Raw genomic sequence first — 22,445 nt, forward strand, 5'->3', positions numbered from 1 at the left:
CAGTTAGCCGGCTCGTACCCATCGGCAAGCTGGTGCCATTGCTCACGCGTACCCAACCAAAGTTGTCGGGCGCTGGGGGCCGGCCATTGGAGCGACAACTGTGGAGAATTCTTATGCGGTTTGATTATTGGTTGAAGCAGGCGAGCGGCTGTCTGACCCTCGCGACATTGGTAGCGGTGACCGCACCCGCAATGGCTGACGATTGGCCAGGGGTACAGGAGACCAAATCAATCGCCGAGGAGGGTTATGTCTACGGCCTGCCGATCGTCATGGATTATGCGATCATGTACGATTATGCGATCGATCAGGATTCGGGGCAGTTTAAAGCACCCTTCAATCAGATTAAGAATGAAGCTCGTGTCTACACCTACAAGGATACGACGGTCATAAGCCCGAACAGCGACACGCCGTACTCGGTCGCGTCGCTAGATCTGCGGGCTGAGCCGGTTGTCCTGTCGGTACCTGCGGTCGAGAGCAATCGCTACTACTCAGTCCAACTGATCGACGGCAACACCTACAACTACGGCTACATAGGCAGCCGCGCGACGGGCAATGACGCCGGCGACTACATGGTTGTCGGCCCCGACTGGAAGGGTGAGACGCCTGACGGCATCAAGAAGGTCTTTCAGTCGTCGACGCAATTCTCTCTCGCGGTCTATCGCACCCAGCTTTTCGGCTCCGATGACATGCCAAATGTCGAAAAGGTTCAGGCGGGCTACAAGGTAAGCACGCTGTCGACATACCTGGGCAAGCCTTCCCCTGCACAGGCTCCGGCCGTCGACTTTCCAAAGGTGGACAAGGATCTCGTCAAGACCAATTTCTTCGAGTATCTGGACTTTGCCCTGCAATTCGCCCCCGCCACTCCCGCCGAGGCAGAAATTCGCGCAAAGCTCGCCAGGATCGGTGTCGGACCAGGCAAATCGTTCCAGTTCAAGGATTTGCCGCTTGGGCACAGAATCGAAATCGCGCTTGGCATGCGCGATGGCGAGGCCAAGGTGAAGGAATACCTCGGGCAGAAGCTTTTCAAAGCGAATGGATGGTCAGTCAGCGATCTTTGGGGAGATGCCCCCTTTATCGACGGTGATTGGGTCAAGCGGGCAGCCGGCGCCTCGGCGGGCATATACGGGAACGATGCGGCTGAAGCGGTCTATATCCTCGGCAGGAACACCGCCAATGGCGACGAGCTCGACGGCAGCAAGCAGGACTACACGCTGACATTTGCCGCCGGATCCTTGCCGCCCGTCAACGCATTCTGGTCGTTGACAATGTATGATGGAAAGACGCAGCTCCTGATCAAGAATCCGATCAACCGCTACCTCATCAACTCCTCGATGTTGTCTGACCTGAAGAAGAATGCCGACGGTTCGTTGACACTCCATATTCAGAAGGATTCTCCCGGAAAAGAAAGGGAGACGAACTGGCTGCCGGCTCCGGATGGGCCGATCTATCTGGCGTTGCGGATGTACTGGCCGAAGACCGAGGCGCCGTCCATTCTGCCGGTCGGCAAGGGCTCCTGGCAGCCACCGGCGCTCGAAGTGGCGCAATAGCCGCTGCGAATATGTCGAACCGTGGCGCCGTATTAGGCGCCACGAGTACAATGATGAATTCGCACACTGAGCGGCGAGGAGAATGGAACTATGAAAAACATGTCGGGACTGCTTTGCGTCACCACTGTGGCGTTGCTGGTTGGATTGGGCGGTGCCGCCGCAGAAGCGCCCCACATGAAAATGACAACTCCGATCCCACAGTCGATTGTAACGCCGGAAAGCGTCGACACCCGACTTGGCAAGCTAAATTTCTTCGACGGATTTCCGGACGACGAAACTTCAGAGAAGCTTTACGACAATCTCGACTTCATGCGCGGCGTTGAAGCTTTTCTCAATGCCATGCCTGGTGCATCCATGGAAGCTTTCCGCAATGGCCTTGCCAGCCAAGGTGTCGACAACAACCAGTCCATCCTGATCTTTGAAGACCTGATGGACTCACATTCATTGTTCCTCACCGGCAACACGGAAAGCATCTATAATCTGATGTGGCTTGACACCAAGGCTGGACCTCTTGTGATCGAGACGCCGCCGAACATTCTCGGCTTCATCGACAACCACTGGTTCGAATATGTCGGCGACGTCGGCAATGCCGGGCCGGACAAGGGCAAGGGTGGAAAGTATCTACTGTTGCCTCCGGGCTACGATGAAGAAGTGCCGGGCGGCTATTTCGTGCTGCGGTCGGCGACCTATGGCAACCTGCTCTTTTTCCGGGGCTTCCTTGAGAACGGAAGCACGGTACCCGCAGTCGGGAACACCAAGAAACTGTTCAAGGTCTATCGACTTTCGGACGCGGATAGCCCTCCACCCATGAACTTCGTCAACGGTTCCGGCAAGGAATTCAACACCATCCATGCAAATGACTTTCATTTCTACCAGGAAGTGAACGACATCGTTCAGTATGAGCCCAATGAAGCCTACCACCCGGAAGTGCTTGGGCAACTCGCCTCCATCGGCATCGAAAAAGGGAAACCATTCGCGCCTGACGAGCGAATGAAGAAGATCCTTACGGAAGCCGTGGCTGTCGGGAACGGGACTGCGCGCACGCTCACGTTCAAGTCGCGGCTGAAAGACGCTTATTATTACCCCGGCAGCGCGTGGTTTACGGGCTTTGTCGGCGGCAGCTACGAGTTTCTCCTACAGCCCGGCGTACGTTTTCTCGATGCTCGGGTATTGTTTCACTATTACGCTACCGGAATCACGCCGGCTATGGCGATCAAGCGCGTCGGCATCGGGTCACAATACGCTGCGGCGACGGTGGATGCCCAAAAGCAACCTCTCGACGGCAGCAAGACCTACAAGGTACATCTGCCGCCAGATATTCCTGCGAAGGATTTCTGGTCGTTCGTCGTATATGACAATCAGACCCGCTCAATGCTGCAGACGGACCAGCAATTCCCCAGCATAGGCAGTGACAAGAAGAACATCGTGATCAACCCCGATTCTTCAGTCGATGTCTGGTTCGGTCCAACGGCGCCCGAAGGCCATGAGAACAATTGGGTCCAGACGGTGCCCGGCAAAGGCTGGAACGTCGTCCTGCGCCTCTACGGGCCGTTGGAATCTTGGTTCGACAAGTCATGGAAGCCAGGCGAGATCGAACTCACAGAGTAAGACAACGTTTTCTCGTTTCGACCACTGAAGCAATAGATCTGGTGAAGACATGTTGACACGCGTTTTGATTGCGACCGCAATTCTTGTTGGCTCATCAGCTTCGGGCTCCGCCGAAGATGCTGATTTGGCCAAGAAGCTTTCCAACCCGGTTGCTGCGCTGATCAGCGTGCCGTTGCAATGGAATTACGATCAGGGGATTGGTCCATCGGATGGCAACAAGATAACCTTGAACATCCAGCCGGTTATCCCGATAACCCTGAACGAGCATTGGAACCTGATTTCCCGAACCATCGTCCCGGTAGCCTGGCAGCATGATATAGCGGGTAACTCGGGTACCCAGTTCGGACTGGGCGATACGACGCAGAGCCTGTTTGTTTCTCCTCAGGCTCCGGGACCAGGTGGCCTGATCTGGGGCCTTGGGCCGGTTCTCCTGGTTCCGACCGGCACCGACGACTTGCTGAGTTCCAGGAAATGGGGTGCAGGTCCCACGGGCGTCGTACTTCACCAGAGTGGTCCTTGGACAGTTGGTGCTCTCGCCAATCACGTCTGGTCGTTTGCAGGTGATGAAAACCGGAGCGATGTGAATTCGACCTTCATCCAGCCCTTTGTTTCCTACACGACCAGGGATGCCTGGACATTCACCTTGAATTCGGAGTCCACCTACGACTGGGTTTCCGATGAATGGTCGATCCCCATAAACGCAATGGTTTCAAAACTCGTCACGATCGACAAGCAGCCGATCAGCTTTCAGGCGGGTGTTCGCTACTACGCGGCAAGTACAAGCAACGGCCCCGAGGGTTTCGGAGCTCGAGCGGCGGTAACCTTCCTCTTCCCGAAATAGCCGTGTTTTGGAGCGGGAGCAGTATGTTGTCATTCGGAGTGCCACTTGCGTCGTCGAGGCAAGATCAAAATAGTATGACTTTTACGGATCCTGCTATTGAAGCATGGAAAACGCTGAGTGTTATTGGCGCTGAAAGATGCTCTCCCACCGATGTACGCAGTTTCGCCGTCGGAGGCTCTTCCGACTTAATCGATTTAACCTGAGATACAGGAAAACCAATGAATGCGGATTGATCGGCACAGGGAACAGTCGGCCGCGATCACAATCTGCTTCATAACGCTTAAGGCAGGAACGGCAGGTCTTACCGAAAACGGCATATCGGCGACCATCCATAAGCCTCGGTATGAATATTCCGCCGTCCTGATGTCGCACGTTTCAAGTTCGCCGGGGATGGGAAGCGCACAGCTTTTTTCGCCAGCTTAACACTAGGAGAAATGACGCATGAGTATCGGAAAAATGAACAGACGAGATGCAATTCTGGCAACGGGTCTCATAGCTGCAGGCGCAACAGTCGCCCCGGCTATCGCCGCCGAGGAAGAAGCCGAACTGCTATTCGTACAGAACAGCGGCGGCGCCAAATTGTCTGGCGGAAAGCTGACCCTTACGGGTGCAAGTGCAAGCACCTTGTATTTTTCCGACCGGCCGGAACGCATCGTTGGCCGTGTGACGACAAAGGAATTTGTCGATCACTGGGCTACCGGCGACGACAGCTTCAAGCAAGACCCGCCCAATGCTGTGTTGACCGCAGACAATGGCGGTGAGGCGGTCGAGGTCACACTGGTGCTCAAAAACCCGACACTGGAGGGTAGCGACCTCGTTTACGAGGTGGAAGTGCTCGATGGGCCGTCGGAGGTTTCCGGCACCTGGGCTTCGCTCTTCATTGACCTGATTGGAGCGCCACTTACGCCGTTGTCTTATGCGGGAGTTGCACGCAGGGCTGGGCGTAGAACCGCAAGACGGGTCATGTGGCGCTAGCGGCTGGTCCGATTTGTGAAGTGATCACAAGATTTGCGTCTGGCCGTAAGCATGGCTTGCGCGACTAGGCGCAAACTAGATGTGCAGGGTAATTGGACAGCAAGATTTGTGTCTCTCATCAATCTAAAAAGAAATCAGTTCGTTTCTTAACGTTCCCAGTCACAAGGGAAAGTAAATAGAGCGGGAGATTAGTAAATGGACAAGCTTATACACTCTGGAATTGGAGCAATAGTTTTCGTGGTCGTTGCGATTACATCGCCCCTTGTCGCGCTGGCTGATTGTTCGGCCGATATAGACAAGGTGGAAAATGCGATCGTCAACGCCCAGGAACAGGGAATCGCGGAAACCACGGCGGAACAGATGCGTGAGCTTCTCGAAAACGCAAATGCCGAAAGGAAAAAGGGCGACGAAGCAAAATGCCAGGAAATAATCAATCAGGCCAAGTACATCGGAAATGTCGACTAGGCCAGAGGTCGTCCGACTGAAATCAGTCGATCGGCCAGAGGCCGATCGATCTTGAAATGTCAGGGTATCTTGTGCGTTCTCCCGAACGCACAAGATACACGCAGCTCATTTACATGATTGCAAATCGAAGCTTCTATCAATTATAGGTAATTATCATGAAATTCAGAAGGTTAGCCATCGCAGCAAGTATCCTGTTGCTGTCGGCATCTGCGGCTGCTTCTCAGACCGTCGGGTTTGCTGAAGCGATCAAGCTCCTGGCTGCAAGCTGCGGCAAGGACATTCAGGCCCATTGCCAATCGGCTTCGCTGGCAAACAACGGCATTACGGCCTGCCTGGAGAAAAACCAGTCCAAGATATCGCAGAAGTGCAATGCCGACCGCGTGGTCGTCATCGGATTGATCCAGGCCCGGCTGGCAGCCCAGGCCGAGGTCGCGCAAATCTGCAATCGCGACATGGCCCAGTATTGCAAGGGGGTCAAACCCGGCGCGGGCCATATGCTGCGTTGCCTCTTGAAGGCACAGCCATCAGTGAGCAGCAAATGTAACAGTGCGATCGACCTCGCCGGTTACCGTTAAGCCAGGATCAAGAGGCAATTTCCATGAACAAATATCTTCTGGCCGGCACTGTCGCCGCGCTTATCGCTTCAACGGCGGCGGCCTTTTCGCAGACCAGTCTCAGCCGTAACGAAATCATCAATTCGCTGCAAGGGGCCCAGCAGGAAGTCGACATCAGCGCCGACGCACTGCAGAAAGCGGCCATCGAAAACATCCAGAAATATCCGGGCGCCAACTCGCCCAATACTCTGCCCCTGGCGGACAAGCTGGCAACGCTGCGCCAGTTCAACGTCGAGATCACTTTCCATTTCGACTCCGCAAACATCGCTCCGGAATCCTATGAAACCGTGGGTTTGATCGCGGACGCACTGCACACGCCCTATCTGGCAGGCCAGACATTCTTCATTGTCGGTCATACCGACGCCAAGGGAGCGCGTGAATACAACCTGGAGCTCTCCATCAAGCGGGCCCAGGCCGTCCGTGAGGCGCTGGTCACCACGTTCCGGGTGCCCGGCGAATATCTCTTTGCCGTCGGTCTTGGCGAGGAGCAGCTGCGCGATCCCTCAAATCCGGACGCAGCCGTCAACAGGCGCGTTCAGCTGATCAACCTCGGCTACAAGTAAGCCGAGAGTTCCTGACGCCCGAAAGTGCCCCGACCAGGGACAATTTCGGGCGCAGCAGGACGCAAGTGTGATACTCCGGACAATCAGGTGCATATCGCCTGCCCGCAGAAAGTATCAATCAAGCAAGTGGAAAGCATCATGTCGCCTATTCGCATCTGCAGCGCGCTGCTCCTAGTCCTGGCAACGTTGAGTGCCTGCCAGTCAAACACCGGCTCGGATACCGGGCTCGGCGAGCCGGGCGTTGACATTGTTGCTGGTGCTGAGGGGCCTGATAGTCCCCCAGGAGAATGCCTGGACGATGGTTCGGAAGGCACGTCCGACACGTTGGGATGCCCTTGAGCTCAGCCTGACTGTTGATGATAGATGCCGGATGTCAAAGCTGTGCTGGTTGAAGTGGGTTTTGTCGTTTAAGATATGCCCACTTTCTGGTGGCGTGATTGCAACTGCGGTCGGAGACAAGAGGCATCAGTCAGACCGTGGGCCAAGCAGGGCATCGAATTCGCATTGCTTGGAGACCTTATCGATAACGAGAAGGTCTGCTAGCAGAAATCTAATTCAAATCGAGAACGTCTGATTTGAGCGCGAAATATGGACTGGCTGCTTATGCCAAGACCTACAATCAGCTACAGGAGGGCAAGCGGACTGTCTGGTAGAAGTAGCTATGCGATGCCGGTCAGGCGAAAGTCCCGTACAAGCGCTCAATAGTCCAGAAAGACGCGATAATACCGATTGCATATGCAGCGGTGGAAATAGACCGTCGCGGAAGTCTCACGACTTTTTTCAACGCGGCGAGAACAAGCAGAATTGCCCCCACGAACAACAGTTGTCCGATTTCTACACCGGCGTTGAAAAAGAAGAGTGCCAACGGAATGTCACCCTGAGGCAGGCCGATCTCCTGGAGTGCTCCGGCAAATCCAAACCCGTGCAACAAACCAAATGCAAAAGCCACGATCCACGGCGAGCTTATGGTGAGGCTGGATCTACCGCGCTCCATGGCAAGGATTTCGGCTGCCACCAGCAAAATACTGAAAGCAATCATGATCTCGACCGGGCCGGAAGGGAGGGCAATCCAGCCCAGTGTCGCACAGGTGAGCGTGATCGAGTGAGCGATGGTAAATGCGGTAATCGTCTTCACCAGGACAAGCCAGTTTCGAACAATGAGCATCAGGGCTGCGACAAAGAGGAGATGATCGAAACCAAAAAGGATGTGTTCGATTCCCTGTATTAAAAACGTGCCTGCCACCTGGAGAGTGTTTTGCTTCTTCTGGATGTCAATCCAGGGCCTGGACGGCCGAACTAGCGTGGTCGAGACGGAACCGTCTTCCTGTTTGATGCGCACCAGGACATCGGTAATCGTACCTTCTAGGCCGATAAACCCGATACGTTCTCCGTCGATTCCACCCGGGATCTCCACTGCCAGACGCTCCACCGTGGTCCCCGGCATGTTCTGGCGTCTTGCTTCGGACAAGGCAATGGCTTGTGGTGGCAGATCAAGGGCTACAGGCAAAGGCGCTCCGGACAGGACCGGTGTTCGCCAGATGAGAGTGTAGCGATCGGCCGCGAGGGGTTCGATCTGCAAATAGGCCGGGCGAACGTCATGCGCTCGTGCGGTTTGCGTTACCAGCGGTTGAACAAATGACGCAAGAAGCGCCAGCAGTGGAAGGATCCTGATTAGATTGGTGAACATTATTGGTCTGCCACCATATCCGAGGGCGCGCGGCTTGCGGTCGTCGCGGACGTATAGTCCACGCTTGCAGGATCGGGGATCACGATCTCATAGCGTGACAGCATTTCCTCGTAGGCGCGATCACGGATTTCACTGTATCGCTCCTGCAGCCAGGCTGCTCGCACGTCTTCTTCCACGGTCTCGAACAAGGCTGTGCCACCGGGTTCGATTGTATCGACCCAAACCAGGTGCCAGCCATATCCGGAGCGAACCGGACCATGCCAGTATCCTGGCTCGAGCTCGAATAGGGCCTCCACAAATCCGGGTCCGAATTCGCGTGCGATTTCGTCGGGTGTCCGGCCTCCGTAGTAGTCGCGAAACATGAACCGGTCAGCTTTTGCCTTGATACCCGGATCGTCGGGTTTGACACCCTCAAGTGTCGGCAGCAGACTGGCTGCAGCCGCCTTGGCATTGTCCAGGCCTCTTTCGTCCTGCGAGAAATAAAGGTGACGAAAACTCGCTCGCGGAGGAAGTGCAAAAAGATCCTTGTGAGCCGCGTACCAGGTCTTCAGCCCTTCCGTATCGGGTTCGGTCAGCGTTGCAAGATCGGTCAGCAGGAAATCCATCTTTTGCGCCAGGCGCCGCTCAATGATCTCGTCGTGCTGGTCCAGGCCGAGTGAAATCGCTTCCTGTACGAGTATTCGCTGAATGGCTTCCTGTTTTGCCAATTCACGCATCTGCTCGGCATTGGGGAGTTGACGCCCCTGCGAAAGCATCACGATGCCGATTTGCCGCATGTCTCCTTCGGTAATTTCAATCCGCATCTCGTCTGCGATCTCGTTTGTGGGGTGGTCCGCAAATGAAAACCAGACGCCGAACAGGATCGTGCCGCCCAGGACGAAATGGACAAGAGGTTCACGCGCTGCCTTTGCGAGCAAGAACCTGAGTGAGTTATCCTGAAACTCATTTTTCGGAGTATCGTTCACTTTTGCGTTGCCTTTCCGGTCAATGCGTCCCGGCCAGTCTCGATATAAAGGGTTGCCGCGAATTCGGTGGCCGGATTTGTGATTGCGCCACTCTCAAGGAGACCGGTGTAGTCGCCGATCAGGCTCCAATCGTTCCAGTCCATCAGCTTTGTTGCCACGTAATCGGCCATTGGGGGTTTTGCCTGAATGAAGCGCTTGTGGATCTCGACGATATCTGACCGAGGAATGCTCTGGTCTTCGTCGCCATGCACGGCCAACGCCAACAAAGCGGCCTCAATCATTGCAGGCGGCGTACCGGGTTTGAGAAGGATGTTCCCAGCAATCCACTCAAGGTGCGACGGTCCCAGCAGTTCGAGTTCTGCAGCAAGCAATGCGGCCAGATCCGTACTGTCGTCGTTTTTCAAGGCTGAACCGGTATGTTCCTTCAGCCAGGTTACCACCTCCTCCTCGCCGGAATGTCCGAGAAGCAGGAGGTAGGAAGCGCGGCGGGACTGGTTGGTTTCGTTGTCGATGCGCTTTCGCAATTCGGCAGTGGAGAAAACGCCGCGAAGCATTCTGAATGCGGGATAGGGCGCTCGTGCCAGTTCCCCATGCGCCAGGTCTTCAACACCTGGATCGCCGCATTCCAACTGAGGAGCAACAAGCTCCAGCCGTGTCAGCCATTCGTCAACTGTTGTTGGTTCCGGCAACGCTGCAAGCGACGTCAACCAGCCCGCATAGTTCAGGTCAAACGTGCCAAGGCTTGTCCAGCGGTAACCCAGGCTGTCGCGCACGAGAAGATTGGCCTGGTTGTTGGCAATGTCCCCTGAAATATCCACGCTTTCGCCTATGCCGTTCTGAGAATGAAGGTCCACCGGGTCTCCATTCGCAGGCTTTAGCCGGGTCAGGACTTGCCAGCCGCCGGCGGGCGACGGCCAGGCCAGAACGGCAATATCGGCATTGCCCAGTTTCTGTCCCGGTGCGACATTCATCGCAACCATACAGATTGCACAGGCGACAGACTGCGCTGTCGTGAGCAAGATTGCGGCCCCGGCGAGTGTCAGGGCCGCAATCGTCTTTCGCTGCGGTGTCATTTTCCGGGAACGGTTTTCGCGGGAACGACCGCGTCGGTGATTTCAGTGCCGAGGAAGGTCGGCGGTGCGACAACCTCATAGTTGGCGTAACCAAACTCGTTGCTGCGCGCGAAGTAGTAGACCGGTTCAGACTTGCCGCTCGCCCCCGAATCCGCTGTCTCCTGCTTGTAGACCGTATAGCTGTAGTCCCGGTTGCCGAAATTTGTGACGATCTTGCCGTCCGAAATCGAATAGGCGCTATTGGCTTCACCCAGATAGGAATGCGCGGCCAAATTGCCGAACTCGGAAGGCTGGGGAATGCGCGGATCAACGTTCATGAACATCAACAGGCCGTCTTCGGTCCAGCGGGACTTCATCAGCCCGCTGGTATTGAGGTTCTTCAGCCACAGATACTTGCCGGTGACCAGTGTTTTCAGCTCGTCGTCGGTCAGAGCAACGGCACCGTCTTTCGTCAGATCATCGGTTGTCTTGCCGGCAACTGCCTTTGAGCGGGCATCGGTTGTCGGGGTGTACCAGATCGGCGTCGACCAGGCGCGCTCCTGAACGGTGGCGGCCACCGTTTGCGGCGGTGCGATGCCGAGTGAGGCAGCCTGGATGGTGGTCCAGCGCGGGGTGGGAACCGCCAGCGCACGGGCATAGTAGAACGCATCCAGCGAGGGATCGAAATCCGGGTCGCTCCAGGTGCCGATCAATTCGGTCTTGCCGGTACTGTCGTCATAGGTGGCGCTGGCGATGTCCACCGTCGATCCGATCGGGGGTACCTTGCCTGTCACCAGATCCGGCGTGCGGTCATCCGACCAGGCGACGTCATAGACCTTCTCGAAAGACTGGCCGTTCTTCGACCAGCCTTTTACGATCTGGATACGATCCAGATTGGCCGCTGATGGGTCCTTCAGCGCCCAGACCACGAAATGTGGAATTGTGGTTCCAGAACGCGTCACACCATCCGGGGCTGGAAGGTCGCCGCCCATGGGCACACCTTGAGCATAGGATGCCTTGATCCAGTCTTCACGGTTCGCAATCTCGCGGGAAAGGTTCCAGCCGCCGAAGAAGCGGATCTGCATACGAGGGCCGCTGGTCGCAAAGGTTTCCTTGCGCTGCATCGCCTCGAACAGCGACGCCCGGGTATTTTCCTCCGCCCAAACGCCTGTCAGGCCAGCAGGGTTTTCAGAGCGCACATCTAGGCCCGTGAAATTGTGACCTCCCATGCGTTCCTTGGTCGTACCGTCGAGCCGGGCGTGCCCGCCGAAGAAGTTTTCCTGCCGGTAAGGAACGCCTGTGTTGTGCGAGTCCGAACCGCCGACAACGCCCATCTTGTAAGGGTTGTATCCCTCAGACTGCTGCATGGCGATGCCGTCCTTGAGGGCCTGGCGAACATAACTTCCGCCAAGGGTAACAAAGGCGTCCTCGGGGTTGCCAAGCAGGAAATTCAGGATTTCAAAGTTGGCAAACTCGTCATTCGGCGACAGCAGCGGATGCGCTTCTGAAGCGCCCTTGATCTGCTTCATCTCTGTCAGCAACTCATTGCGGGACCGTGCCTCAGCCCAGGCCTGATCAATGGGGCGTCCGGTCATATCGACTTCGGTCGGATACATCAGTCCGCCGGAGACGTTGGCATTGTGCGAGATTGCAAACAATTCGTTGCCAGCCTCACGCTGCTTGTCCATCCATGCCCACAAGTCGGACGGAACTTCACTGTCAAGCGCGCTGTAAGGGGCTGCCGGTACCTTTGCACAGTCCTTGAAGAAAATATTGCGGTGCATGTTGCGAAACTTCGGCGTCGATGTCCATTCGTAGGAACAGAATGCCGTGAATTTGCCGGGCTCGTTGGCGGCATCCGCAGCTTTATTATTCTCCTGCCAAACGGTGTTGGCGATTTCCGGCTTAACCAGGTCGGCGATCGGGTGCCCGTTGATCATGCTCTCACCAAGCCAAAGATAGATCCTCGTGATATCGGCCGCGTCGTGTACCTTCAGTTTCTCGGCGATTGGCAGCTTGCTGATCGTAGAATCAGGGTCGTTTGCGAGCCGTACCACTCCGGCATATTCCGAGTGGTCGGTTACCCCCATCCAATCGAGTGGCGTGGTGATCTGGATGTTGTAGCCGAGCGGGTGCTTGATCGGCTGACCCTTGGCATAATTATAGGCATCGGCCGGTCCGGTGAGATGGTTGCCAAAGATATAAGCGTCGAAGGACCAACTGGTGTGGACGTGGGTTTCGCCGAAATAGGCATTGCGTTCCTGCGCGCTAGCTGCCCCGCAGAGCGCAATGCCTGCGACTGTGGCCAATAGAACCGTTTTGTGAATAGTCATTACTCAACCCTCCTCGGACGGGGTGACGCCACCTACGAAACCGTAAAATGCCGATTGTCCCGCTTCGTTTTCCAATCTGTCCTTGACCAATATGTGCCCAGCCTAGAACCGAACTCCCAGGCTCATGTACGGCCCGTGCAAGGTTCCCTCGTAGTCAAACCGGTTTGCCCCTGAGCCGGATTCGTAATTCGTATAAAGCGCCCGGTAGCCGAGAGCCGTTGAAAAATGGTCCGTCCAATTGTAGCTGGCGGACAGGAAGCCTTGCGTGGTGAACTGAGAGCCGACGCCGAAACCGCCGATGTCTGCAAGCCCCTTGACTGCCCAACGGTCGTTGATGTCGTATTGCATCGCCAGACCGACGATGGGATCGACCCAGGCATGGGTACTGTCGTGATTGACGCTGATTGGGAATGTCCCGGACTGAAGTGTCGTTTCCGAAGAAAGCTGCTGATAGCGCACACCCGCGGTGACATTGAGATCGAGTTTGTTGACGTTCAACGGCAACTCGTACCCGCCGATGGCGGACAGGATCAGCAGCTGCTGGTCGTATTTCAGGGTCGGTGAATTGCCGACTTTCAACGTCGTCTTGTCGGAGAGATTTGCCCAGACAATATCGCCGAGGAACATCCAGCTTCCCTTCTTGACGAAGAGATCCGCCATGACCGCTCCGTCGAGGTTGTCCAGGATCTCGGAAAAGGGAACGTTCAGGCCGGCCTCTGGAAGGTTGCCGCTGCCCAGAGAGCCGTCAAGCGCCGTTGCCCAAAGATAGAGCGTTGTCTGGACTTCCCAGTCCGGAACCGCCAATTCAACCGGGACAGAGGAAGTCTCGGGTGCCGCCGCCATGTCGGCGCCTGCTGCCCCGTTCGGCAACGATAGGGCGGCCACCAAAGGGACGACAGCTAGACCGGAACGCGCAGTTATCATCGATTGCCCTTTCGAAAATTTTAATCGATTTATCTGTTGGGCTTCACGGCGTGGCAAGGAAGCGTTATCTGTAAATTTGACGAGAACGTTACGTCACGTAGGTCTACACTGTTTCATGCCGAAATTTAACAACCATTTTGCGCCAAAGCCCGCTAAGTTGAGCCTGCGTGGACGAAATTCTCCCACGTTGGTTTGTGTCACTGCGCTCACAGGTGTGCCAGACTGGGTTCGGGAAACATTTGGTGAGCGTGTTCTGGAGGCTGCCAACAGCGCGGCTCTGATTGATATCGGACGTATCGAAGACCTCGACTGTTTCATTCCTCATTTCGCCTTGTCGGCGTTCGCTGAAACTGTTGCGCGTCGGGCGGGCATCTCAAATCTGGGGCTGCTGCTGGCGCCTGAATTGTCGTTCGAAAGCTACGGCAAGTGGAGCAGCTATGTTCTCGGCGCGGCAACTCTTGGTAGTGCAATCAGGCGGGCGGAGGCAACGATCGGGTATCATAGCCAGGGCGACCGGCTGTCACTCTCGATCATCGGGGAAAAGGCCCGTTTCACATATTCCAGCGCTGCGCGAGGTCTCGCCGGATATCATCATGATGCCGTGGGCACCATTGGCGTCATGATGAGTATCTGCCGTTATTACATTTCGGAAACCTGGCAACCGGTCAGGATCGAACTGGATATCATGAAACCTGCCTCCGGTTCGGCGGACTTTAACGATTGCTTCCAGTGTCCGGTTCTGTTCGGGTGTGCCGAATTGGCGGTCGTGTTTGACAAGCAGGCACTTGAGAGCAAAGGATCCGGGCACGGGCCCGTTCCCCCGACCACGATTGAGGATCTCGCTCGTGCCCGGCTTGAACCCGCGACGCGTGAAGACCTGATTGGTGCGATCTGCACGCAAATTCGCACGCAAGTCCTGGCCGGATCGGTGTCCCTGACACAAACGGCACAGGCTCTCGATATCAGCAACCGAACTTTGCAGCGCGAACTTAACCGTGCTGGATTGGGATATCGTGATCTGGCTGGCAAACTGCGGATTGAGAGAGCTGCCGAATTGCTCAAGGATGACCGGTTAAGCGTGGCGCAGATAGCGTCTACACTCGGCTATTCGAATTCCGCACATCTTTCTCGGGCGTTTCGGCGGGCTAGCGGAATGCAGCCGAGCGAGTTTCGAACGGTGTACCAAGACTAGGCCCTGCTGCCTTGAGCGGGCGTGGAGACGCACCGGAAATCTGGTCGGAACCGGTTCCTGCTATTATTTGCCACCCCACGATTTCAGTTTTGTGCGCGCGGTGCCGTTGTTACCGAGATGGTAGATGCCGACGCCTTCCGGGTGAAAGCCGAACCCGTCGAAGGGCTGGCTTTCAATCCGGTCGAGGTAGTCGAGCGGAGCGAGGCCGATGGTGATATGGGCGAGGTAGTTGGCACCGCTGTGGTCCGGGACGTAGCGCTCGACATAGGACAGAGTGTCGGCGTTGATATCTGGTTCCTCGGCATCGGTCGCGAAGGCCGCTGCCGTACCGCCGCTGCCGGTGAAGGGCTTGATGGCCGCGATCAGGTCGGACTGGAGTTTCAGCACTTCTGCTCCCGGTTTGGCGAGGATGGCGGCGAGGCCATGTCCGGGAATGGTCGCGACTTTCATGTGCTTGATGGCGGTGGCCTCGAAGGACAAGCGGTCGAAGGAGACGGTGCGGACCAGCTTTTCCACCGTGCTGTATACGGTTTCGAGTTCCGCAGTCCAGACATACCGCTGTAGAAGCGTGATATGCGGCTTGTGCCGGGCATCAAGGGCGAAACCGTCCGAAAATTGCGATCGCAGCCGGGTGTTTTCTGCGGCAGCGCGGTCAAGTGCGGTGTTGTCGGGCTCGATCAGGATGTCGATGGCAGTCAGATCGCTCATGCGCGTGCCTCCTCGGTCAGGGCGGTACGCAGCCGGGCTTGAACGGTTTCGTCGATGTTCAGGCCGTCGGAGAGATAGGCGTCGAAGCTTCCGAAGCGTTTCCGCATCTCGTCGAAGGCGGCTTCGAGATAGGTCTCTTGCACGCCGAGGATCTGTTTCAGGAGATTTGGATCTCCTCCGGCTGCGCTGAACTGGTCAAGTACCGGTTGCAGGGCCGGGAGCAGCTGGGCGTTGGTCAGCATGTAGTCCCGCATGACGTCCTCCTCCGAGACACCGAGTAGCGTCAGCGTGACAGCGGCCGCCCAGCCGGTGCGGTCCTTGCCTGTCGTGCAGTGGAAGAGCAGCGGACAGCGGGTTTCGTCGGCAAGGGCGGTGAAAAATTTCCGGTAGGCGGCCAGCGCGCTCGGCAGCGACACGATCTCGCGGTATCCGGCCTCGAATATAGGAGCGACCTTGCCGCCGCCAATGATGTCTCCGGCGTCCTTGGGGCTGGCCATGATCTTCGGCATCAGGGCGGGGGCGGATTCCTTGGAGTCGGCCAGCACGTCGCAGACGAGAAGAGACGCACCGGACGGCACCCGGTCCGGTTGCGCGGCACGTTCGCCCCCGGTGCGGAAATCGACGATGGTGCGCAAGTCGAGACGCGCGATGTCGTCCATCCCCGCCTTGTCCAGCTTGTCGAGATCTGTGGACCTATACAGCAGCGCAAAGCGCACTCGCTTGCCATCTGAGGTCTTCCAGCCTCCGAGGTCGCGTAAGTTTGGTAGTGTCGGAACTGGTATTTGTTGCCCTGGAGTCTGCGGTGGGTTCATTCGTATTCTCCTCGCGGGTTCGCGTCTGGATGGCGATTGCTCCAAACCGTCGGACGAAGCAGATATATATAGCTGACAGTAGCGTGGGGACTCCGCTAATACTCCTAGGATGCAGTCTTATGGCACCTTCGAGGCCAGTTTGCCTAGACCAGGGTCCCGCAGAACAATCGGCCTTGAGATCAGAGCCCTTCCACATGGAAGCGAGCCAGCAATGCGGCTAGACCGCCCAAGACTGGTGAGAGGGAGAGGGTGAACCCTGCCGCCGCGACGTCCTTAAACCCGTGTTTGAAGACACCATTCTGCGAATGGCCACATTTGGAAGAGTTGATTTGGGAGATGGAACATCTGATTTTCGGGCGCAAAATGGACTTGCAGCTCAGCGGGTTGTTAAAGCAATCCGTAAATCAAGTCCTTAATTTGTTCATTTGGACGCTTGTTTGGATACAGCCTCTTGCCGTAGTTCCGCCGGCGGATGAGAGCGTATCAGCCACGCTGAGAATGTATCGGCCTTCTGGTCTTCCATTTTCGCGAAATCGTCTAGGATCTCTGAAATGCCGATGCCTTTCGTGAGACGGGTGGCAAACCGGTCAGCCTCGTACTCTGTTAGCCTTGATATCGAGCTGTTGAGAACGTGAGCTGCGTCGGCTGGGAGGCGCAGGACCGCGGTGATAGCGGTGAAGAGCATCCCAACGAAAGGGATACGATTGATCGTACTATTTGCCAGGCCGATACCAAGATTGATCGGCAGATTGAGATAATGATGCAACATTAGGATCCTGGTATCCCAATTGCGCAGGTGTCCGATTTCGTGAGCGGCGATGCAGGCGAGGCGTTCGATGCCGAATTGTTCGTCCTGATACTTGATCAATAGCCCTTTGGTGAAACCTACCCGGTCATGTCCGTAGGCAATGGCATTGATTTCGCCGCTGTCACGTACACGCCAAACGACTCTGGGAAGTTTGATACCGGTTGCACTTGAACTTTCCTGAAGCATCGTTTCGACTTTGTCGATCAAGTCCATTTCCCGCTGTGAAGGACGTCTCGTTGCGAAATCGATGTCGAATTTGGCAGCTGCGACGGATGGCATTTGGACAACAATGAAAGCCGGCAGCAGCGCCAATCCAAAGATCAATGTAAAAACTTGCCAGGCCTCAAGCGGGATGTCGCCGTAGAAAAGAGAGTAAGGTAACGCCAGTATGTTGAAAGAGAGCATCACTATGCAGAACGCAGCGGCTGCAGATGCTACCAAAGAGGCCGTTCGGACAATCTCAATGGCTGCGATCCTCGCGACAATTTTCAGCATAAGCACTCCGGTTTTCAATATTGTTGACTGCGACTTTTTAGTGTGAAATTTCCAAAATGCACCAAAAAGAATACGGGCCGAGTTTCGAATTTCCGATCCTGTCAAAGCTGGTCTGAAGTGGCTCTTGGTTCGTGTGTAATCTCGGAAGTTTGTGGGTAGCGTTATCGAACACCTCAATTTGTTTCTTGCTCGAAAGAACTGGAGAGCAACCAAACGAACGGGAAGTCCTGCGTCGGCAGCGAAGGAATCGAATATCGGCCGCTCCGCGCAAGAATTCGAGGTTGGCGAGCCGCCAGGACCTGATTTTGTCGTACATCCCGCAATCATGCTGCTTGCCGGTTGGAGGCAGGAGAGGCCGATTGGAGGGCAATCGCAGGCAGTCGGTTGAGGAAATAGGATAGGCAGTCACGCTCCCTATCTGAGCCATCTTCCGGTGGCCACCTACCAGGAAGCTGATATCCGGACGATCCGTTCGCGTTGGTCGCTAGATTGAACCGCGCCAGGTCGGGTAAGGTCTTCTCGGTCAGCCAGGCGTTCCACTCATCGACCTGCCGGGTCTGAGCCTTTGGAAGGATGACGACGGGAATGGAACGGCGCGGAGCGGGTTTCGCGCCCGCATCGCGCCCGTTAGGTTTTTTATTTATTTCTTTCTCTTTGTTTGGTGGACAGATTTGACCGCCTTTGCCGGACAGATCTGACCGCCTTTCGGGACAGATCTGTCCGCCTTCAGAAGAGGCGAGGGGGACAGATTTGTCCGTCTTTTCTCGAAGCTCGGAGGCCTTTAGGATCGAGGCGTCGGTAGGGCAATACTCCGTATTGTGCCCGACGCCATTCCCGCGTTGAACGCAAAGCCATCCACCGATTTCCAGATCTCGGATGGCGCGTTGGATGGACTTGACGCTCTTGCCGGTTGCCTCGGCAATTGTCTTGTAGGACGGCCACGCCTTCTCGGTGTGGCCGTTCACATGTGCGGTCACGATATAGAGCGCAACGCACTTGGCATTGTCGTTGATATTGGCATCACAGCTCAGCAGACGCAGCCACTGAAGTTTCACTTCCCGGAACGGGCGACGCTCGCTCATGGGTGCCTCCAGAGACCCGCCTGGGCAGAAATTTGGAGTGAGGCAGAGCGGCAAATTGGTGGGACAACGGCTTTTGTAAGCCATTGGAATCCTTCAGGCAGGTGTTTTGTCCCACCTTCCGCTAGGCTACTGATTTTCTTCAGTTTGGCTAGGCCCTCCGGGCCCACCACTTCCTTTTCGGGGTGTTGGTTTTCCTGCATTTTTTCCTCTTTTTGTCCCACTGGATTTGACGGTGGAAGAAAGTGGGACATTTATTGGTTCCGATGTGTTTTCGAGATGTGCAAACGCCGACCTAGCGAGACGTTGCTGCTCGGCCTTCTTGGTGTAGATACGGGCGGTTTTAGAGTCGCTCCAGCCGAACACAGCCATGAGCTGGTATTCTGTGGCACCAGCTTCCGCGAGCACGGTTGCTGCGGACTTTCTGAGGCCATGGGATGAGCACTGTTTCAATCCAGCGGTATCGCACCAGTCACGCATCTTGTTGCCAAAACCGTTCGAGCTGAATGGCTTGCCATACTCTGTCATCAGGAACGTTTCCTGATCCTGAGGATCGTGTCTGAGTGCTTCTGCTAGCGCTTTTGCGATCGGCAGAACGAGCAATTCGTTCTTGCTTCCTTTCTGCGGAACCAGCTTGATGGTGTCACCATCGAGGTTGCCGGGACCAAGCTGAACCAAATCCGATCTGCGAATGCCTAGGTTATACAGCAATTCGAACGCCAAGCGGGCAGTGGTGCCGAGAGGATAGTGTTCCCGGAACGTGGCGATTTCGCTCGCGGACCAAGTATGAAATCCGTCTGAGCGGCTGATCTTTGAGACCCCTTCGGCTGGATTTCGCGGCAACGGAAAACGGGCCATAAGATCAAGATCATTCAGCGCCCAATTGAAGAGGGCTTTCAGATATTTCACCAGCTTGTCCGCCGCCGCCGGTGTTTCGCGTCGCTTCATTTGGCTGGCTTCTACATCGGACTTTCGTAGCTTTTGGAATGGATGATGGCCGACAGCCGCGCAATAGCGCCCCAAGACGCTGTGTTTATCCCGTTGGGTTGCCTGATCTTGCTGTTGAAAGGTCTTGGATCGCTGATACTGATCAAAAAGCCAGCCAATTGATCCGGGCTTCCAAGCCCGATGTTCCGCATACGTAGACTGTTTGGCGTTTCCAGCCATGACGCGATGATATTCTGCGGCAAATGCTTCGGTGATATTGCCATTCTCGTCCAGATAGGAGGCCTGCATCCGGTATTTGGGCAGGCCTGGTCGACGCAGATAGATCCGGACGTTGCCGTGCCGATCCGCATCTGCCGAACAATATTTGAACGGGATCTTCTTCCGGCTAGCCGACGGCATAGTCGAACGGGTTTTCGGTGTCTTCATCTTCAACGATTGAGCTTGTCTCGGTCAGATCGTGGAGACTAGATCGGAGGTCATCTACAAACCACCGTCGCAGTCCGCCAATCTTATACCCTCTGGGCATCCAGCCGCGACCGACCCACGTGTCGAAGGTAGTCGGTGAAATGTCGAGCATGTCGGCGGCAGTAGATCGGCTGACAGCCAATTTTGCCGACCGGGAGTGTTTCTGCGAATGGGGCATTACAGTCATGGGTAGCGCTTTAGGGGCGTGCAGGAGATAGAGAGGTCGTTTCGACAATCGGCGCAATTGTGTTGTTCTTGATGAGTTCCTCTATCGCGCCATTTGGAATGAAAATTCCGCCACCAATTCTGACGTGCCGTAGTTCGCGATTTTCGATGAGCTTGCGAATGCGGCTTATCGGCCAACCGGTCCGGTCAGCCAGTTCTTTAATCGATTCCAGTCCCAGAGCCATTGTATCGATTTTTCTCCACTGGTATGAAAAACTTAGCTTTTGCATAGTAGGAAGCTAATTTCTCCTACTTAGTACAAAATTATGTACCGAGGTCAACCCAGAAGTGTCTGAAATTGGCAAACGATTAGCGGTTGTTCGTGAAACTGCCGGATATTCGCAGATCCCGTTTGCGGAAAAACTCGGTGTTTCCCAAAGCTCTTACAAGAACTACGAGCGTGGGGCTTCACCAGTCCCGGTCAGTTTGGTCTCCAGGATTTGCGAGGAATATGATGTGTCGCCGGCGTGGCTCCTGCTGGGCGAAGGACAGATTAAAAGTGACATGAACGGGGAACTGGTCGAAGCGGCCGTTCTTGCTGTGGAAAAATTTGCAAGGATGAATGATTTAGATCCGCCACTTGAGACAAAGGCCAAATTAATTCGATTTGTATATGAAGAGGTAATTTCAGGAAGAGATTTCGGCGATAAAGAACTCAAACGAATATTTAATACGGTCTTGTGAGATCTAAATGAAAAACGAAAAAGCAGAAGTGATCTCTGAAGCGCTTCTAACAAAACTGAACCAGAAGTTCTCTGAAATCTCCGAAAACAATAACAACGAAGGTTTGTTTGGTGGGCTCACTTTCTACCGGAAAAAGCGAAGGATACTGAGCGAAGAGGAGATTCTTCAATTCTGGAAAAGGAATGTTGTCAGAAGCAAAGCCATATCTCTCTGTGTTCTTGTCCTGCCACTTTTCGCAGCATTTCTTTTGTTTCAGGGGGTTATAGCGCCGACATTGGTTTGTTGGATCGGTCTTGGTGTCATGTCGATTTATGCATTTTGCCAGTTGGTGCTGATTGATGGTCTCGAAAGGCTACTCGGAACTTGGAGAGCTGTTTCCTTCAGGAAATCGAGAAAATCCGGAGAGAGAGCCTGGAAGTTTGTCGACCCCTCAGACCTAAACTTTCGAGCCAATTCTCCCTTGGATGCTGCAGATGGTTCGGCGAACTAACGTTGCAACGTGTTGAGCCCGCGCCTAGATATGTCTATATTGCGAACTTGACTTGTGCGTCTATTCGACGTACAAACTTGCGCAATTCCTAATTTAATGCATGCAAAGGAGGCGACAATGTTGGGAGCAACCGATCTCGCATCTTCTCTACCGGAGAAGAGCGATGCTAGGCTGAATATCCGCACGAAAGCCTCGATAAAGGCAGCCATTGAAAAGGCAGCCGAGCTTTCCGGTATGGATCTCAGCACCTTCACGACCAACGCGGCATTTCTGCGCGCGCAGGATGTTATTGCCGCACATGAAAGGACGTTGCTTGCGCCCGTCGATCATGTGGCTTTCTTTGACGCGCTAGAGCGCCCGGCTGCGCCGGCGGACAGACTGTTGGCGGCCGCAAAACTCCACAAGGAGATGGTTATCGACAGTGACTGACATATTGCGGCCTCTCAAATTCGAGCCGTTCGATCCGGATAGTCACGATCGAACGGCTTTTTCATGCGGTGTCGACCAGGTCGATAACTACTTCAAGAAGACCGCGAACAAGCTTCAAAACGCAGGTAACGTCCGCGTGTCCGTTCTACTTGCTGCAGATGGGGAGTTGCTGGGCTTCTATGCGGTAAATGCCCACTCGGTTGCTTATGACAACCTGCCTAAAAAGTACGCTCGAACGCGGCCGAGCCACGGTTCAATCCCAGCCGCCTATATCTCCATGATCGGAGTAGATCAGAGGTTCCAGGGGCAGGGACTTGGCGGCATTTTGCTCGTTGAGGCCTTGAAAAAACTAGCGCGTGCTTCCGAGGCACTTGGCATTGCTGTCGTGCTGATGGATGTTCTGGATTGTGGAGACGAGGGAAAAACCAATCGGCGTCTTGCGTTATATTCCGGATACGGCTTCACGCCTTTAAAGGACGCTCCACTTCGATTGTTCCTGCCAATCCAGGATGTGAGAGCATTATCGAACTATTAGA

General features: G+C 55.3%; 23 protein-coding genes. 12 read left to right on the forward strand and 11 right to left on the reverse strand.

Going from position 1 to position 22,445, the window contains the following annotated elements; all coding sequences use genetic code 11:
- The first annotated feature begins 113 nt into the window (after positions 1-113).
- From ACX3M4_RS26555 to ACX3M4_RS26585, 7 genes are all read left to right on the forward strand, one after another.
- Positions 114-1,547: a DUF1254 domain-containing protein gene (locus ACX3M4_RS26555; protein WP_459355984.1), complete on the forward strand. Its 1,434-nt coding sequence runs from the start codon at positions 114-116 to the stop codon at positions 1,545-1,547.
- A gap of 90 nt (positions 1,548-1,637) precedes the next feature.
- Positions 1,638-3,155 (forward strand): DUF1254 domain-containing protein, encoded by a 1,518-nt coding sequence (locus ACX3M4_RS26560; RefSeq protein ID WP_459355985.1) that lies wholly within the window; start codon positions 1,638-1,640, stop codon positions 3,153-3,155.
- Between the two features lie 49 nt (positions 3,156-3,204).
- On the forward strand, positions 3,205-3,996 hold the full coding sequence (locus ACX3M4_RS26565; RefSeq protein WP_459355986.1) for a transporter: 792 nt from the start codon (positions 3,205-3,207) through the stop codon (positions 3,994-3,996).
- Between the two features lie 441 nt (positions 3,997-4,437).
- Positions 4,438-4,971 (forward strand): hypothetical protein, encoded by a 534-nt coding sequence (locus ACX3M4_RS26570; RefSeq protein ID WP_459355987.1) that lies wholly within the window; start codon positions 4,438-4,440, stop codon positions 4,969-4,971.
- A 195-nt stretch (positions 4,972-5,166) separates the two neighbouring features.
- Positions 5,167-5,436 carry a hypothetical protein gene (locus tag ACX3M4_RS26575; protein WP_459355988.1) on the forward strand — a complete coding sequence of 90 codons (270 nt, stop codon included), beginning with the start codon at positions 5,167-5,169 and terminating at the stop codon, positions 5,434-5,436.
- Between the two features lie 155 nt (positions 5,437-5,591).
- The gene (locus tag ACX3M4_RS26580; protein ID WP_459355989.1) at positions 5,592-6,011 is read left to right on the forward strand and encodes a hypothetical protein; all 420 of its coding nucleotides are present in this window, start codon (positions 5,592-5,594) and stop codon (positions 6,009-6,011) included.
- A 23-nt stretch (positions 6,012-6,034) separates the two neighbouring features.
- Positions 6,035-6,613, forward strand: a complete 579-nt coding sequence (locus ACX3M4_RS26585; RefSeq protein WP_459355990.1) for an OmpA family protein — start codon at positions 6,035-6,037, stop codon at positions 6,611-6,613.
- Between the two features lie 673 nt (positions 6,614-7,286).
- Here the strand turns inward: ACX3M4_RS26585 and ACX3M4_RS26590 are convergent.
- The 5 genes from ACX3M4_RS26590 to ACX3M4_RS26610 form a co-directional block, all read right to left on the reverse strand.
- Positions 7,287-8,300 (reverse strand): HupE/UreJ family protein, encoded by a 1,014-nt coding sequence (locus ACX3M4_RS26590; protein ID WP_459355991.1) that lies wholly within the window; start codon positions 8,298-8,300, stop codon positions 7,287-7,289.
- Positions 8,300-9,265: a peptidyl-prolyl cis-trans isomerase gene (locus ACX3M4_RS26595; protein WP_459355992.1), complete on the reverse strand. Its 966-nt coding sequence runs from the start codon at positions 9,263-9,265 to the stop codon at positions 8,300-8,302. Before ACX3M4_RS26595 ends, ACX3M4_RS26590 begins: the two co-directional genes overlap by 1 nt.
- Positions 9,262-10,338, reverse strand: a complete 1,077-nt coding sequence (locus ACX3M4_RS26600) for a hypothetical protein (RefSeq protein ID WP_459355993.1) — start codon at positions 10,336-10,338, stop codon at positions 9,262-9,264. Before ACX3M4_RS26600 ends, ACX3M4_RS26595 begins: the two co-directional genes overlap by 4 nt.
- Positions 10,335-12,650: a DUF3604 domain-containing protein gene (locus tag ACX3M4_RS26605; protein ID WP_459355994.1), complete on the reverse strand. Its 2,316-nt coding sequence runs from the start codon at positions 12,648-12,650 to the stop codon at positions 10,335-10,337. The genes ACX3M4_RS26600 and ACX3M4_RS26605 overlap by 4 nt, the downstream gene beginning before the upstream one ends.
- Positions 12,651-12,752: 102 nt before the next feature.
- Positions 12,753-13,493, reverse strand: a complete 741-nt coding sequence (locus ACX3M4_RS26610; protein WP_459355995.1) for a hypothetical protein — start codon at positions 13,491-13,493, stop codon at positions 12,753-12,755.
- Between the two features lie 196 nt (positions 13,494-13,689).
- Here ACX3M4_RS26610 and ACX3M4_RS26615 point away from each other — a divergent pair, with 196 nt between their 5' ends.
- Entirely contained in the window at positions 13,690-14,766 is a 1,077-nt protein-coding gene (locus ACX3M4_RS26615) for an AraC family transcriptional regulator (protein ID WP_459355996.1), read from the forward strand.
- 63 nt (positions 14,767-14,829) lie between these two features.
- Here ACX3M4_RS26615 and ACX3M4_RS26620 read toward each other — a convergent pair whose 3' ends face one another.
- The 6 genes from ACX3M4_RS26620 to ACX3M4_RS26645 form a co-directional block, all read right to left on the reverse strand.
- Complete coding sequence (locus ACX3M4_RS26620) at positions 14,830-15,474, reverse strand: hypothetical protein (protein ID WP_459355997.1); 645 nt, start codon at positions 15,472-15,474, stop codon at positions 14,830-14,832.
- Positions 15,471-16,286 carry a tyrosine-protein phosphatase gene (locus ACX3M4_RS26625; protein WP_459355998.1) on the reverse strand — a complete coding sequence of 272 codons (816 nt, stop codon included), beginning with the start codon at positions 16,284-16,286 and terminating at the stop codon, positions 15,471-15,473. The genes ACX3M4_RS26620 and ACX3M4_RS26625 overlap by 4 nt, the downstream gene beginning before the upstream one ends.
- 421 nt (positions 16,287-16,707) lie before the next feature.
- On the reverse strand, positions 16,708-17,589 hold the full coding sequence (locus ACX3M4_RS26630) for a M48 family metalloprotease (protein WP_459355999.1): 882 nt from the start codon (positions 17,587-17,589) through the stop codon (positions 16,708-16,710).
- A gap of 323 nt (positions 17,590-17,912) precedes the next feature.
- Complete coding sequence (locus tag ACX3M4_RS26635) at positions 17,913-18,671, reverse strand: helix-turn-helix domain-containing protein (RefSeq protein ID WP_459356000.1); 759 nt, start codon at positions 18,669-18,671, stop codon at positions 17,913-17,915.
- Between the two features lie 126 nt (positions 18,672-18,797).
- Positions 18,798-20,042, reverse strand: a complete 1,245-nt coding sequence (locus ACX3M4_RS26640) for a tyrosine-type recombinase/integrase (protein WP_459359507.1) — start codon at positions 20,040-20,042, stop codon at positions 18,798-18,800.
- 236 nt (positions 20,043-20,278) lie between these two features.
- On the reverse strand, positions 20,279-20,491 hold the full coding sequence (locus ACX3M4_RS26645) for a MerR family transcriptional regulator (protein ID WP_459355946.1): 213 nt from the start codon (positions 20,489-20,491) through the stop codon (positions 20,279-20,281).
- Positions 20,492-20,594: 103 nt separating this feature from the next.
- On the opposite strand from ACX3M4_RS26645, the gene ACX3M4_RS26650 reads away from it, so the two are divergent.
- The 4 genes from ACX3M4_RS26650 to ACX3M4_RS26665 all read left to right on the forward strand — a co-directional run bounded on the left by ACX3M4_RS26650 (position 20,595) and on the right by ACX3M4_RS26665 (position 22,444).
- Complete coding sequence (locus tag ACX3M4_RS26650) at positions 20,595-20,990, forward strand: helix-turn-helix domain-containing protein (RefSeq protein WP_459355947.1); 396 nt, start codon at positions 20,595-20,597, stop codon at positions 20,988-20,990.
- Between the two features lie 7 nt (positions 20,991-20,997).
- Positions 20,998-21,480, forward strand: a complete 483-nt coding sequence (locus ACX3M4_RS26655) for a hypothetical protein (RefSeq protein ID WP_459355948.1) — start codon at positions 20,998-21,000, stop codon at positions 21,478-21,480.
- 117 nt (positions 21,481-21,597) lie between these two features.
- Complete coding sequence (locus tag ACX3M4_RS26660) at positions 21,598-21,909, forward strand: type II toxin-antitoxin system TacA family antitoxin (RefSeq protein WP_459355949.1); 312 nt, start codon at positions 21,598-21,600, stop codon at positions 21,907-21,909.
- Positions 21,902-22,444 carry a GNAT family N-acetyltransferase gene (locus ACX3M4_RS26665; protein ID WP_459355950.1) on the forward strand — a complete coding sequence of 181 codons (543 nt, stop codon included), beginning with the start codon at positions 21,902-21,904 and terminating at the stop codon, positions 22,442-22,444. Before ACX3M4_RS26660 ends, ACX3M4_RS26665 begins: the two co-directional genes overlap by 8 nt.
- Position 22,445 lies beyond the last annotated feature (1 nt).

Source organism: Roseibium sp. M-1, assembly GCF_054515675.1.